This is a genomic window from Candidatus Methylomirabilis sp., from assembly GCF_028716865.1.
Lineage (GTDB): Bacteria > Methylomirabilota > Methylomirabilia > Methylomirabilales > Methylomirabilaceae > Methylomirabilis.
On record NZ_JAQUOY010000012.1, the window covers coordinates 39,410 to 52,951 of the forward strand.

General features: G+C 57.6%; 17 protein-coding genes. 13 read left to right on the forward strand and 4 right to left on the reverse strand.

Translation table 11 applies throughout. The features are described from left to right. Positions 1–473 precede the first annotated feature (473 nt). From PHV01_RS06370 to meaB, 11 genes are all read left to right on the forward strand, one after another. The gene (locus tag PHV01_RS06370) at positions 474–629 is read left to right on the forward strand and encodes a hypothetical protein (RefSeq protein WP_337290319.1); all 156 of its coding nucleotides are present in this window, start codon (positions 474–476) and stop codon (positions 627–629) included. A gap of 6 nt (positions 630–635) precedes the next feature. Next, entirely contained in the window at positions 636–1,025 is a 390-nt protein-coding gene (locus PHV01_RS06375; RefSeq protein WP_337290320.1) for a hypothetical protein, read from the forward strand. An 886-nt stretch (positions 1,026–1,911) separates the two neighbouring features. Continuing rightward, positions 1,912–2,649: a hypothetical protein gene (locus PHV01_RS06380; protein ID WP_337290321.1), complete on the forward strand. Its 738-nt coding sequence runs from the start codon at positions 1,912–1,914 to the stop codon at positions 2,647–2,649. A gap of 212 nt (positions 2,650–2,861) precedes the next feature. Beyond that, positions 2,862–4,007: a hypothetical protein gene (locus PHV01_RS06385; protein ID WP_337290322.1), complete on the forward strand. Its 1,146-nt coding sequence runs from the start codon at positions 2,862–2,864 to the stop codon at positions 4,005–4,007. A 164-nt stretch (positions 4,008–4,171) separates the two neighbouring features. After that, positions 4,172–4,582, forward strand: coding sequence for a VOC family protein (locus tag PHV01_RS06390; protein WP_337290323.1), 411 nt, complete (start codon positions 4,172–4,174; stop codon positions 4,580–4,582). Between the two features lie 394 nt (positions 4,583–4,976). Then, positions 4,977–5,471, forward strand: coding sequence for a cache domain-containing protein (locus PHV01_RS06395; RefSeq protein WP_337290324.1), 495 nt, complete (start codon positions 4,977–4,979; stop codon positions 5,469–5,471). An 8-nt stretch (positions 5,472–5,479) separates the two neighbouring features. Beyond that, the gene (locus tag PHV01_RS06400; protein WP_337290325.1) at positions 5,480–5,593 is read left to right on the forward strand and encodes a hypothetical protein; all 114 of its coding nucleotides are present in this window, start codon (positions 5,480–5,482) and stop codon (positions 5,591–5,593) included. Between the two features lie 33 nt (positions 5,594–5,626). Beyond that, positions 5,627–6,151 (forward strand): heme-binding domain-containing protein, encoded by a 525-nt coding sequence (locus PHV01_RS06405; protein WP_337290326.1) that lies wholly within the window; start codon positions 5,627–5,629, stop codon positions 6,149–6,151. Between the two features lie 21 nt (positions 6,152–6,172). Continuing rightward, entirely contained in the window at positions 6,173–6,712 is a 540-nt protein-coding gene (locus tag PHV01_RS06410; protein ID WP_337290327.1) for an MOSC domain-containing protein, read from the forward strand. Positions 6,713–6,785: 73 nt separating this feature from the next. Further along, positions 6,786–7,937, forward strand: coding sequence for an acyl-CoA dehydrogenase (locus PHV01_RS06415; RefSeq protein WP_337290328.1), 1,152 nt, complete (start codon positions 6,786–6,788; stop codon positions 7,935–7,937). A gap of 19 nt (positions 7,938–7,956) precedes the next feature. Continuing rightward, entirely contained in the window at positions 7,957–8,898 is a 942-nt protein-coding gene (gene meaB / locus PHV01_RS06420; protein ID WP_337290329.1) for a methylmalonyl Co-A mutase-associated GTPase MeaB, read from the forward strand. Here the strand turns inward: meaB and PHV01_RS06425 are convergent. The 3 genes from PHV01_RS06425 to PHV01_RS06435 form a co-directional block, all read right to left on the reverse strand. Next, positions 8,895–9,743 carry a GIY-YIG nuclease family protein gene (locus PHV01_RS06425; protein ID WP_337290330.1) on the reverse strand — a complete coding sequence of 283 codons (849 nt, stop codon included), beginning with the start codon at positions 9,741–9,743 and terminating at the stop codon, positions 8,895–8,897. The two genes, meaB and PHV01_RS06425, sit on opposite strands and share 4 nt — an antisense overlap. 300 nt (positions 9,744–10,043) lie before the next feature. Further along, positions 10,044–10,511 (reverse strand): helix-turn-helix domain-containing protein, encoded by a 468-nt coding sequence (locus PHV01_RS06430; protein ID WP_337290331.1) that lies wholly within the window; start codon positions 10,509–10,511, stop codon positions 10,044–10,046. Position 10,512: 1 nt separating this feature from the next. Further along, the gene (locus PHV01_RS06435) at positions 10,513–10,800 is read right to left on the reverse strand and encodes a type II toxin-antitoxin system HigB family toxin (RefSeq protein ID WP_337290332.1); all 288 of its coding nucleotides are present in this window, start codon (positions 10,798–10,800) and stop codon (positions 10,513–10,515) included. 316 nt (positions 10,801–11,116) lie between these two features. Here PHV01_RS06435 and PHV01_RS06440 point away from each other — a divergent pair, with 316 nt between their 5' ends. After that, positions 11,117–12,088 (forward strand): CoA-transferase, encoded by a 972-nt coding sequence (locus PHV01_RS06440; protein ID WP_337290333.1) that lies wholly within the window; start codon positions 11,117–11,119, stop codon positions 12,086–12,088. Then, positions 12,085–12,879, forward strand: a complete 795-nt coding sequence (locus PHV01_RS06445) for a CoA-transferase (RefSeq protein ID WP_337290334.1) — start codon at positions 12,085–12,087, stop codon at positions 12,877–12,879. Before PHV01_RS06440 ends, PHV01_RS06445 begins: the two co-directional genes overlap by 4 nt. On the opposite strand, the gene PHV01_RS06450 is transcribed toward PHV01_RS06445, so the two are convergent. After that, positions 12,876–13,505, reverse strand: coding sequence for a protein-methionine-sulfoxide reductase heme-binding subunit MsrQ (locus PHV01_RS06450; RefSeq protein WP_337290335.1), 630 nt, complete (start codon positions 13,503–13,505; stop codon positions 12,876–12,878). The two genes, PHV01_RS06445 and PHV01_RS06450, sit on opposite strands and share 4 nt — an antisense overlap. Between the last annotated feature and the right edge of the window lie 37 nt (positions 13,506–13,542).

Genomic DNA, 13,542 nt, shown 5'->3' on the forward strand with positions numbered 1-13,542 from the left:
CAATCCTGACCCCGGTCTTGATCTAGGCGGTCCGGCACTCCGAGACCCCAAGGACCATGGTTGCCTCCGCCATCGTCGACTCCCTGCGAAACACGCGTTCGATCACGGCGAGTCGTTAACGCTCTTTTGGCGTCAAGGCTATAGTGTGCACAGCCTGACATTATCACACGGCCATTAGTCTCTGACAGAGCCATCTTGCTCGCATCGCCGCCAACACAGCCATCAAAAAGGCTTGACCGTTTCCCAAGGTTGGAGTACGGATCGTCGCTGAATCCGAATATTGGCGAGCTTCGACTCTCGCGGGTCAAGTCATGGCAGCCCACGTTCCTCGCGCATCTCCAACGCGTACTCCCAAGCGTTGCTAACTGCAATGCAGCGACTGCGATGGAGGTTCATGTATGAGATTCACTGCAATAGCCGGGATTAGGGCAAACCTCAATGGGCTTTCCCCTTAGTGGCGACATTCGCTCGTTATGACGTTGATTGTTGGGTTGACTGTCTTGGTTTGGCTGGCGGTGCGTACGTATCAGTTCGCGCCGCAGATTCCGGACAGGGTAATTGGTCCGGGTGGCGCGATCATCCTCACAGCCGACGACATTCGAGCCGGACAGGAAGTGTTCTTGAAGTAAGGCCTGATGGAAAACGGTTCCGTCTGGGGACATGGGGCGTATCTGGGACCCGATTTTTCAGCGGAGTATTTGCACGCATTGGCGGTCGCGGCAGGGCCGGCGTTGAAGCAGAACCGCTATGACCCGCGTACCAGGACGTTAACATTCACGGATGCGGAGGCGGCGACGTTCGAGAGCCAGGTGGCAAGGTGGACGGCGTACTTTGCGGAGCCGACTGGGAGCATCGGGTTGCCGGCCAAGTACATCACCGACCCAACATCGCATCGGCTACAAACCGCATCGTTGTTCTATCCCTCTCTGGTCCTCTGCGTCCTTGTCACACAAAAGATGTGCCGCGTGCCTGTGACTATAGCACACGAACAGATCGCCCTTGACCGTAAATGCCCCAGCCGGTAAGCGCCATAGCCTCTGTCATTCGTTTGCCACGTCCTTGTTCATGACGAGCCACAGACGTGGGAAGAATCGGTCGGCCCTAACAGCAATAGGCTGAACAGCGTTTGTTGGCAACGGCGATATGTGGAAGCTCTTGACAAGTCCTTAGAACGGCTGGAGAATCGCGGCAATCGTTGCAGTTTTATGGACGTAATAGGCCGAGTTGCCTAATATTGATAAGCCTGACTAGGCTAATCAACAGTTGGGCCGATATGGAACAGTTTTTATTTCATAGGAAACTTCGTTAATGCGTTATTTGCCGCCCTCGCTTCGTCTCCTCCTAAAAGAGATTACTCCGACTGCTAGCGTAGCGGATCAACGGAGACAACTTCGATCGGGCTTTCTCCGTGAACTGCAAGATCAGTCCATGTGGGCACTTGAACGGTGGAGTTATGCGGACAGGCGCACTCCGTCGCGTGACCTATCGCTGGTAGCCCCGGGAGATGCTCTCAACCCGCTTGTTGGGGGCTTCAAGTGTGGCTCACCGCGGTGCAGACTCCAGTCTACGATAGTGTTCGGACGCTATTGCGCTCTTTACACAGATGGCGCCATCCTGCCAGACTATATCACACAGGCGCTAGCGAAAGGTGAAGAGCGCAATACTCTTGCCGTCATACGGGTCTGGCTCCCACAACGCGTTCAGCTTTTACCCTTAGTCAGGGCGGGACTTCTGCGATTCGCTAGGCCGATTCATGACGCTGAGACACCTCAGGGAGAGTCGCACCGTCTCTTGCGCGAAATTGTGCGCGACCTCATTAAGGCGAACCGCGAGTCCTTCGTACTTGAGTATTTTCCGTACGCACGTCGACCTGAGTTGCACTTCAGTAGCCCGGGGGTCACCAGCGGAGCAGTGCCTCTTACGCGAACACTGCCGCTATCTAGGCGAGAGCTCATTAGTCTTGGCCGAATTGTCCGACTCCGAACCAAGCCTGTCGTCCTGCCACCGACCGCATTCGATGTATTTACAGACCGTATTGCTGACATTGTAGATGGCGATCTCTGCGGCCTGCTCATCCAAATGCACACGGCGTCCGCATCAGCCGCGACCCTCTTGCTCGGAGCGCCGGCGGAGACCTTCGTGCTTCAGCGCCATGGCACTGCGACAGAGAGTCGCCTGTCACCACGTGCAGAGAATATGCAGACTGTTCGCCTTCCTTGGGTTAACGACCTCACGATTGCAGAGGCGGTCCGCCTCCGCGAAGGAGCAGGCCCGTCCCTGGATAGGCTAAGAGCCCGGGTCGCAACTGCATCAAATGCCGAGGACGGGCAGCAGCTTACTCGCCTAGTTGCCGATTTGAACGAAGAGGCGGCCGAGATCGCTGCTGAGTTGAAGACGCTCCGAACTGGTGCGCCGAGAGTCATTGATGCGGGATTTACCGCTCTAGGTATCGGCCTTATTCTTTACGGCTTGACCAACTCGTCCCTTGTAGCCGCTGCAGCGGGGTTCAGTTCCATCGTAGCCAAACTACGGGAAGAAGCAAAGGGAAGGCGTGAAGCGATCGTGCGGCAACTAGCCCGGCCCGGATACGCGCTCCTCAAGGCACGCCAGCTCCTTGGAGATCGTGAGTTGCACCATCGTCAGGCTTAGGGCACCCCATAGATCCCGTCATGTTCCGGAAGCGGATAACCACGTGTGTGATGACTAAATGAAGCTGATCGGTCTGGGAGGTAGGTAACAAAATAGTTCGGGGACATGGGTTACACCCTGTAGCGGACGGTCATCCACGCGAGCACGCTCGCGCCTCTGCCAGGTGCTGATCGGACGCCCCGTTGAGTAGAACAATCGACGAGGAGGAACGAATGTCTGGTAAAACGACCGGACCCGAGAGTAAGAATGCGCTCCGTGCCTATCTTCAGCGCGCAGAGGTCAGGCTCTCCACGATGCACCGTATCGCGGGGGCGTTCCTCGGCGGTGCGGGCCTGCTGTTACTTCTACCGACATTCCTTCGAGATGCGCCCGTTCAGGTATTCGGCGTCATCAATAAAGCCGTTCCCATGCTGTCGACGCAGTGGAACCTCCCGCCTCTTCTTATCGGCGTCGCATTGAGTCTTCCTGTAGTGATCGCCTACACGATCCCTGTCTATGCGCTCTGGCTCTTGCTTCAAGATTTGACGCTGTTCTACTTCAGCGTCAATACCCCCAGAAATGTATCTGTTGGGAAAACTGATAAGCCGGTATTCCATCCCAGGTTTTCGCTGACGGCGATACCCTTTAGTGATGATGAACCCTCGGATATCAAGAAACAGCTTCGCGCGATCCAGTTCGGATCCTCACTGAAGCACTCCGTCCTCCCTCACGTACAGAAAGACAAACATTGGTTCAAAGCGCTTGTAGAAAAGGAAAAGGAAGAAGAGGAGGAGGAGAGGCAGGTAGCGCTTCCTGATGATTCGTGGTTGGAGGAGTGTCCGACAGATGACGAAGACGACCGATCTGCCTTGTGTGTGGCGTTTGGTCTTGCCGGGGCATACAACCATGACTTGGTTGCGGAGGTGGCAAAAACCGAACTTTCACTGATTCGTCACAATCTGAACCTCAAACGCCTCGTCCTGCGGTACATGAAGGCGCTGCTCACGCTTGTCTGGACCACACTCCTGTCCTTTATGGTTCTCGCCGGGATCAATGATATCATGCCTGAGAAGGATCTCATTGTGGTCGTACTCGGGTTTCTGGCGTGGGCTATTATCACGCCGTGGATCGTCAGGGCGCCCACCAGGTGGGTCTATCGTGGGCACAGTCAGCATGCGACCGGCGCCATTAACGATCGGTACCTGGCCCGGTTCGAGAGGCTCGTCATTGCCGGTTGCTTTCTCGCCGCACTTCTCACGTCCGGTATTGCCGGATTCTTTGTGGGATGGACCTTTATTTGGCTTGGTCCAGTGGGTCCTGGTCTGGCGCTTGCGCGAAGCTTCGGCTGGCTTAAGCACGATCTGTTGAAGTGGCTGTGATTTAGTGAGACGAAAAGATGGATCGGCATTTATGATCGCGCCGGTCTCGAAGCCTGAGTCGCCACTCGATGTTGAGGGGGTGAACTTAGAGATGACCGCAGACGAAATCGTCACAATCGTGCGTAAGGTTCGGAGGCGGTAGCCTCAGGAGAAAGGAGACGGTTATGCAAGTCCAACCTTACATATACTTCGATGGTCGCTGCGAAGAGGCTCTCGAATTCTACCGCACTGCGCTCGGCGCGCAGGTGGACATGCTCATGCATTACAAGGAAAGCTCTGAACCACCTCCGCCCGGCACGCTCCCGCCAGGCTTTGAAAATAAAGTCATGCACGCCGTCTTCCACATCGGCGAAACCAGACTCATGGCTTCCGACGGTTGCCAGGAAGGTCTGAGCTTCGGCGGCTTCTCGCTCTTACTCGCCGTACCGACGGAAGCTGAGGCCGACCACGTCTTCACCGCGCTCGCGGATGGCGGCCAGGTACAGATGCCGCTGACCAAGACGTCCTGGTCTAAGTGCTTTGGTATGGTCACGGATCGTTTCGGTGTGTCGTGGATGATAAACGTGACAGCTTGAGCCTGGTTCTTTATAGGCTTGATCGATGCGAATACACTTCCCGTAACAGGGGCCGAGGCGTCCCGTAAAGTCTTGGATCCTGCTCATGAACCATCCAACAGGCTGATTGAACGAATGTATCGGTAGCGATGTCTTGAGCGCAGTATGCAGCCCAAAGATGAGTATCGGGATTCCGACGGGGAAAACGTGGGCTGATAAGTCGCTCAAGCCAACCCGCCTCGGCGATCTTGTCATATGGCGTAAGTTGTGGATGGGGGCAGCCTAGCTCAAACGTTCAGCCGACCGCAGGCGGTCGGCTGAACAGAGCCGGCCGGTCAGCTCGCGGCTCTGTGAGGCGGTTGCGTGAGGCAAATACGTAAAACGGTTGCCTTATTTCAACAAAAGAGGGGGTTCCATGAAAAGAAAAGCATTCTACGGGGGTGTGTTCATCCTTCTTGCGGGCGTGTGCCTGTTTGCTTCCCCAGGGTTTTCCGCAACGCCAGAGCCACAATCTGAGCAGGCAAAACAAATTAAGGCTCTCGTGGACAAGGCAGCGGCTTTAATAGAACGTCAAGGAAAGGATGCCTTTCCCGAATTGAAGAAGAAGGACAGCAAGTGGTATAAAGGAAACACCTATGTGTTCGTTGATGATATGAATGGAACTGTCCTTGTCAATCCCCCCGCACCAGAAATCGAGAAGAAAAATTTAATCGACATGAAGGATGCCAAGGGCAAAGCGTACGTCCGGGAGTTTATCGAGACAGCGAAAACCAAGGGATCGGGATGGGTCGATTATTGGTGGCCTAAACCGGGAGAAGACAAGCCCTCCAAAAAGATAAGCTATATCAAGAAGGCCAAAATGCCTAATGGAGACATGGTCATTGTAGGCGCTGGCATTTATGTTGAGTAATCGTTTTGGTGGAAGAGTTGCAGGATGATCTTGCGGCTACTCCTGAAGCGGTACCAGTTCATCATTGGCAAAAAGAAGAGCCGGCTCGCAGAAAGGCCAACCTGAGTCGGTATAGCCGCTGAGTTCATTATCGCATTTATGTGTGGAGGAGCTCTATGGAAGAGACCGAAGAGACGGAAGAGAAGCAAGAGAAAAAGCATACAAAGTGGGTGAAGAGTGTCATGGGTCTCGTAGCTCTTGGGGAAGCGGCTGTGATTTTCATTGGTCTTCAGTTCATCCCCTACGGCCGAGGATATAATAATCCTCCGGTGAAGGCTGAGCCCAAGTGGGACAGCCCCAAAACGAGAGAGCTGTTTTTCCGCGCCTGCGGTACTTGTCACAGCAACGAAGTCGCCTGGCCATGGTATGGCTATATTGCGCCCGTGTCATGGTTCATTCAACACGACATCGACAAGGGTCGCGCCGCCCTCAATGTGTCGGAATGGGGACGTGCAGAGGGTAATAGTGGCGATTCCGCAGAAACCGTCCAAAATGGCTCAATGCCACCTTCGACATATGGAATCTTGCACCCGTCAGTCCGACTGGCTACTCCGGAAAAGCAGGCGTTTATTCAGGGGCTGGTGGCCACCTTCGGCAGTAAGGATGAGAGCAAGCATAAAGATAAACAGGATGATAAGTGAGCCAATGCGGCGGGGCGACCGATGAGCGAAGTGGTGGCGGTCTGCTGTAGTCCCACGCACTCGTTCGGTAAGCCGCCACTGGCCGCCATTCGCCTGCTTGCGGGCCTCGGCGTGGAAGGTGACGCGCACCTTGGGCGAACGATCAAGCACCGCTCGCGGGTGGCGGTCGACCCGACCCAGCCGAACCTGCGGCAGGTCCATCTGATCCACACCGAACTGTACGACGAACTGCGGGCTGCCGGGTTCGACGTATCTCCCGGTCAGATGGGCGAGAACGTCACCACCCGCGGCGTCGACCTACTCGCCCTGCCGGTCGGCACTCAGCTTCGACTCGGCCGGGAGGCAGTCGTTGAGGTGACCGGGTTGCGCAATCCGTGCGCCCAGCTTGACGCCTTCCGACGGGGACTGATGGCGGCGGTGCTGGACCGGGACGAGTCCGGTCGGCTGGTCCGCAAGGCGGGCATCATGGGGGTGGTGCGAACGGGTGGGGTGGTACGGCCGGGAGACGTGGTGGGGGTCGAGCTGCCTCCCCCACCTCATCGTCCGTTAGGCCTGGTGTAGCAGCCGCGCCGAACGACGCGCTGACCGATCGCGGCGGCGGGCGAGTGAGACTGGAGCGAATGAGAGGTGAGGGATGGACTTCGAACTGAGCGAGGAACAGCAGGCAGTTCAGACGATGGTCCGGGAGTGTGCCGAGCGAGAGATCGCGCCGGTTGCAGCCGAGCTTGACGAGCATGAGCGGTTCCCGACCGAGATCATTCGGAAGCTGTCGGAACTCGGGCTCATGGGGATCCTCTTTCCCAGGACTTACGGCGGCGCGGCGATGGACTACGTGAGCTATGCCCTGGTCCTTGAAGAACTCGGGCGGTACGATGCGTCGGTCGCGCTGACCGTGGAGTCGCACAACTCGCTCTGCAGCAATCATATCTATCTCTTCGGGAGCAAGGCCCAGAGGAGTCGGTATCTACCGCGACTCACCAGTGGAGAAGCCCTTGGCGCGTGGGCGATGACGGAGTCGGGGTCGGGGAGCGATGCGGCCGGGATGCAGACCATTGCAGCGCGTGAGGGGGATCAGTGGGTCCTGAACGGGACAAAGAACTTCATCACGCAGGGGAGCGTGGCGGGCATCTACGTGATCATGGCGCTCACCGATCAGGTTGCGCGGGAGAGAGGAATATCGGCCTTCATTGTGGAGCAGGGGACGCCCGGATTGCGGGTCGGCCGAAAAGAGCACAAGATGGGATTTCGGGCTTCCGACACGGCCCAAGTTATCCTGGAAGGCGCGCGCATCCCGGAGGCGAATCTGCTGGGTGAGCTAAATCACGGCTTCATTGATGCGTTGACGATCTTGGATGCGGGGAGGATCGGGATGGCTGCTCTCAGCGTGGGGATTGCCCGCGGCTGTCTGGAGGAGGGGCTGAAGTACGCCAAGGAGCGACAGGCCTTCGGCCGACCGATCGCGGACTTCCAGGCGATCCAATGGAAGCTGGCGGACATGGCCACCGAGATCGACGCGGCTAGACTCCTGGTCTTGCAGGCCGCCTCCCTGAAAGATGCCGGTCAGCCGTTCACGAAGGAGGCGTCGTACGCCAAGCTCTTTGCCTCAGAGACGGTCATGAAGGCCGCCACTGAGGCGGTGCAGATCCACGGCGGCTATGGCTACATCAAGGAGTATCCGGTGGAGCGCTATTTCCGCGACGCCAAATTCTGCGCCATCGGCGAAGGGACCTCCGAGATCCAACGGCTCATCATCGCTCGCGAACTCCTTGGCCGAGCATATGTGTAAGAGCGGTGCAGTGTAACGCATGGAGCTGGTGCAGAACATTCTAAAGGGTGATGTCCGCGCGGCGGCCCGCCTGATGACCATGATCGAAAACGGCGATGCCGAGGCCAGGGCTGCGCTGAAGTCACTCTACCCCCATACTGGCTCAGCCCACATCATCGGGATTACCGGTCCGCCGGGCTCAGGCAAGAGCACGCTGGCCGACCGGCTCACCGAAGAGTTGCGAAAACGCGACAAGACGGTGGGGATTGTCGCGGTAGATCCGACGAGCCCGTTTACCGGAGGGGCGATTCTGGCGGACCGGATCCGGATGCAAAGCCACAGCCTTGACGCCGGCGTCTTTATCCGCAGTATGGCGACGCGCGGCCACCTTGGCGGCCTGGCCCGCGCCACCAACGAGATCGTGGACGTCATGGATGCGGCTGGGAAAGAGGTGATTCTGATCGAGACGGTGGGGGTCGGTCAGGATGAGGTGGAGGTCGTGGGAACGGCGCACACTTGTGTGGTGGTCTCGGTGCCGGGTCTCGGCGATGAAATCCAGACGTTTAAGGCGGGTGTCCTGGAGATTGGCGACCTGTTCGTGGTCAACAAGGCCGACCGGGAGGGCGCGAACCGGACAGCTACTGAGCTTGAGATGATGTTACAGATGGCCCCTGCGGAGGCTGGCTGGTCTCCAAAGGTCCTCAAGACGGTCGCCACAACAGGGGAAGGCGTTGCGGTGCTGCTGGATGTGATCTTCGAGCATAAGGCGTTCATGGATGAGCGCGATCTGCGGAGGCAAAAGGGACGGGAGCGAAGTGAGCGTGCCTTTCGAGCGCTGCTACAGGAGCGACTGACGGCCAAGGCGCTGGAGCGGTTCGATCAAAACGGGCGCATGCAGGAGCTGATCGCCCGTGTCGCCGACCGCACCCTCGATCCCTACACCGCCGTAGAACAAGTTCTCGCCAAGATCGGCCTGTATTAGGCCTGTTCGTCTAACTCTTTGAGAACTTTTCCGTCTTTGGTCCTCCACTCGATGAGTCCGTTCGCGCTACCTCCTTCGACCACTGCGGCTGCCGCACTAGGACTTGTAAACTCAGAATCTTTCGTGAAGAGATAAAACCCGTCTTTCTCAACAAGGATACCATCTGTGATTAACTTCCGACGAAGAGCGAGGATGTACGGCCATTTGTTAGCGGACTTGCGCTCTTGCAGGACGGCTGTAGAACCTTGAAGAACCACAAAGCCGTCTGGGGTACGATGACCACGCGCCTCAGCACCTTTCATTCGGCAAAACAATATTCCGCCTGATTGTTGCTTTGCCTCCGGCTGACCGACCGCGATTAGCAGATTGGAGCCGAGGACTGGTAACAGTTGGCGGATGCGGGAAAAGAATACTTCCATATCCGCACGATCGGATTCCGGAAGTCTAGATCCACCAGTCTGGTTCTGCTCTAGAGTGAATCGCCCAATCTCAGTTGCCTCACTCAATAGGCGGTTTTCTAAATATCTTACATGCGCCTTAGTCAGGTTCTCGTCTTTACTAATGACTACAATGGCAGAAACCCAAAACTCCTTCGACTTATGCTGTTTCAGGCGTTCGCGGATGATTTCCGCCTCACCGATGTAAGCGCGGGGCGAGCCTGAAATCGGATCAGCGCCGGTCAGAATGTAAATGCCTGCCTTGTCAAGTTCCTCTCGCGCGAGCAAATCATCTAATTCCGTCCGTGGAGCGGCTATTGCCTTTCCGGTCCAGTTGGAAATCTCGGCGGTTCGGAGACTTTTCGCATCTCCGCGCGGCAAGAAAAGTGTGATTGTGGCAGTTGTCATCGTACTGCCCCAAGCAGGTTCAACTACAGAATAGACTGGTTGGCCTATCTCAATCGGTTATTTTCGGAGTTGGTGCGGATTCTATTGTGTTCTTCAGTGGTCCGCAAGGGATTTCTGAGTTCCGCAGATCGGCCAAATGCTGTACATGCCGGCAATTCATTGTACCCCTGCGGAAATGCGCTCCAGACCTAGTCCGAAGTGATCCGCTGGACTCTGAACGTCCGTACCGGCGCTTCATCGGGGCGGCGCGGCAGGTTAGGTTGGCCCGCAATGTCTGTAAGACCAAATTGAGCCGAGGGGTTAGATCGTAGTGCTTGCGGGGTAGAAGGTGGCGGGCGCTACCCCAAATCGCTTGCTCAACCGCTCGATATGCTCTCGTGTAAGCCTTCGCTTCCCTCTGAGGATTTGCGACACGACCGGCTGGCCCCCAAGCTCCTTAGCGAGGTCGTACTGGCTTAGCTCGTGCTGCTCCATGAGGAACCCCAGCACTTCCTCGGGGGTTGCTAAGCCAATAGGGAACGCCTTTTTCTCATACGCCTCGATGAAGGGAATGACAGCGCTCAGGTACTGGCCGACAGCCGTGCGGTTCTGGGCGTCCAGTCCTCCGGATTCCCGCATCAGGATACGAACCGCCTCGCTGTAGCCGTGATGCATCTTCCTACCCTTGATAGGTCTTGGCGGCAGATGGAGATAGAGCCACCGAAGCAGCTCGTTGTCTACCGGGGACTCGAGCGGCTTGAGCTTCTTTGCAAGTGTGGCGCTTGTCATGTCACTTTCTCCAACGTGCCTCATCGTACTCGGCGTGCGTCAGCACGCCCTCGATTGACACGAATTGCAGGGCGTAATCTACGACAGTAATCAGCCGGTATTTGTTCCCCGAGATATTGAAAACGGTATACGGCTTGACCTGATCCGCTGAACCAAAGGTCTTTGTGAGATCGACGAAGTGCTTGAAGCTATTCGACTCTATAGTCTGCATCCAGCTCTTCAGAGAAGACCTGGAGTCGGGGTGTTTCCGTGCGAAGAGCTGGATCACATCTCGTCCGATAAGCTTCACTGAGTGATAATAGCAGAACGCTATTGTTTATCAAAGGACTGGCTGTGCTCCGGAGCCCCCATCCGAGTCGCTCTGTTAGGCTTTGGCCTACCTTACTGGCGCTTCATCGGGGCGGCGCGGCAGGTCAGGCCGGCCCGCGCAGAGAAGTCCCACGCGCACATTGCCGCCGGGAAGCGGCTGGTAAGAGTCGGGAAGCGTCAGTAATTTTACTTGCCTTCTAAAATGTTTAAGCTTATAGGTCAGGCTATGGGAGAAGCGAAACACCGCTGCGGAAGAGATCCTCGCAACAATCGGCCTGTAAAGGAGAGCGTGAATCATGGATGTGCTGCAGGCAGGAGTCGGTGAATTCAGCGTCACAGATCCGGACGATCTGCGCGCCTTCATGCGCACCGAGAAGCGGCGGGCGATGGTGGACAAGGTCATGCCCGAAGCCGGGGCGGTTCGCCGCTATGTGAAGGACGGCGATTATGTCAGCTTCGACTTCTCCTCATTCACCAGAGGCCCGGCCTCGCTTGTTCGGGAGATCATCCGCCAACGGAGGCGTGACCTCTGGTTTGCGGCCAAGTTTACGCTGATGGAGACGACGCTGCTGGCGGTCGGAGGCTGTCTGCGTGGGGTCGATGTGGGATTTCTGGGCCTTGGCCAGCTCATCGGCAAGTGGGTGCAGGAGGGGCGGATCAAGGTGACGGAGTGGACCAACGGGACCTTGACGCTCCGCCATCTGGCCGGGGCGATGGGGGTGCCGTTTCTGCCGACCAGGAACCTGCTGGCGACAGATACCCTGACCTACTCCGGCGCCAAGGTGGTGCAGGATCCCTTCACCGGCAAGCCGATCGCGCTGGTCCCCGCCGTCAACCCCGATGTCGGGCTGGTCCACGTCCATCAGTGCGATATCTACGGCAACGCTCGCTGCTTCGGCCCTGGTGTATCACCGCTGGAAACGGCCATGGCGTCTAAGCGGACGATTATCTCGACCGAAGAGATCATCACGACCGACGAAATCCGCAAGGAGCCGTCGAAGACCACCATCCCGTACTACATGGTCGATGCCGTCGTCTATGCCCCGTTCGGCTGTCTGCCGGGCGGGACGCAGGGGATCTACGAGATGGATATCCCGCACTTCCTGGAGTTCATGGGCGCCTCGCGCGACGAGCAGAAGATGGCCGCCTATCTCGACAAGTATGTCTACAGCGTTGCCTCCCACGAAGAGTTTTTAGACAAGCGTGTGGGGATGGCGAGGCTCTTGGAGTTGAAGCGACAGGCGACGATCAAGGAGGGCTACCATTGAGCGATAGGGAGTTCAGCGAATCCGAGTTCATGATCTGCCAGTGCGCCCGGCTGATTCAAGACGGCACGCTTGTCTTCATCGGGTATGGGATGCCGCAGATCGCCGCGATCCTGGCCCAACGACTGCACGCCCCTCGGATGGTCCAGGTCTATGAATTCGGCGCGGTCGGGGCGCTCCCAGAGACCCCGTTCGTCCGCTTTACGATGGGCGGGCCGCGCAATTGCTATCGGTCGCTCGCCTGGACGAACATGAATACCATCTTCGCGCAGGCCCAGCTTGGGATGGTCGATATGGGTGTTCTCGGCGCCACCCAGATCGACCGGTTCGGTAACCTCAACTCGACCATGCTCGGGTCCGATTACTACCGCCCGGGGAAGCGATTTCCTGGCAGCGGTGGGGCCAACGAGGTGCTTTCCCAGTGCTGGCAGACGGTGGTCGTCATTAAGCACGAGCACCGCCGTTTCGTGGAGAAGGTCGATTTCGTGACCTCCCCCGGCTATCTGGATGGCACGCCCGAAGCCCGCGAGCGGGCCGGCCTGCCCAGGGATACCGGACCCTGGCGGGTGGCGACCTCCAAGGCTCTGTACGGATTCGATGACCGAACCAAGCAAATGATCTTGCTCGGGGTCCTGCGTGGTCTGAGCGTCGATGACGCCCTCAAGGAGATGGAGTTCACACCGCTCATTGCTGATCGGGTTGAGGAGCTTTCACCCCCGACGCCTGAGGAGCTTCGCATCCTTCGGGAGGAGATCGACCCCGATCGAGCCATCATCGGCTCTGCCGGGGATTAATCCCCACGCGTTCCATTGGCGGTCTTTATCAGCGAATGGCCCCCATGAAGCCATGTCGGAAAGCCCAACCAGGCTTTGTGTCGCATCCAGTCCCACAGGCGAATGCCCAGCAGGACGGCCAAGATGGCGGCGTAGAGATACGGGTCGTTCACGCCCTTTTTGGCCAGCCACAGGTAATGCAGCACGCCGAGCAGACCGATAAGATAGACCAGCCTGTGCAGCCGCCGCCAGTTCTTGCCCCCCAGACGTATTATCATGCCTGATGTGGAAGTGCCGGCAAGCGGCGTCAGCAGCGTTAGGGCGAACATGCCAACGGTGATGTAGGGTCGCTTGACGATATCGGGCGCGAGCTCCCCCCAGTCGAAGAAGTGATCTACCGCGATCCAGACGGTGAAGTGGAGGCAGACGTAGAAGAACGCGAATAATCCCAGCAGACGTCGCAGGCTCATTTGCCATGCGATCCCGAACAGGATGCGAAGGGGCGTCAGGGCAAGACTGGCGAGCAGCAGTCGGAGCGCGGTGTCGCCAAGCAGGTGTGTGGCGTACGAGATCGGATTAGGGCCAAGCTGGTTGGTGTGGAAGCGATACAGGAGCAGCAGTAGGGGCGACAACGCAACGCCCCACACGGCACTCTTCAGAATGATGCGTACTCGCCTGGACACA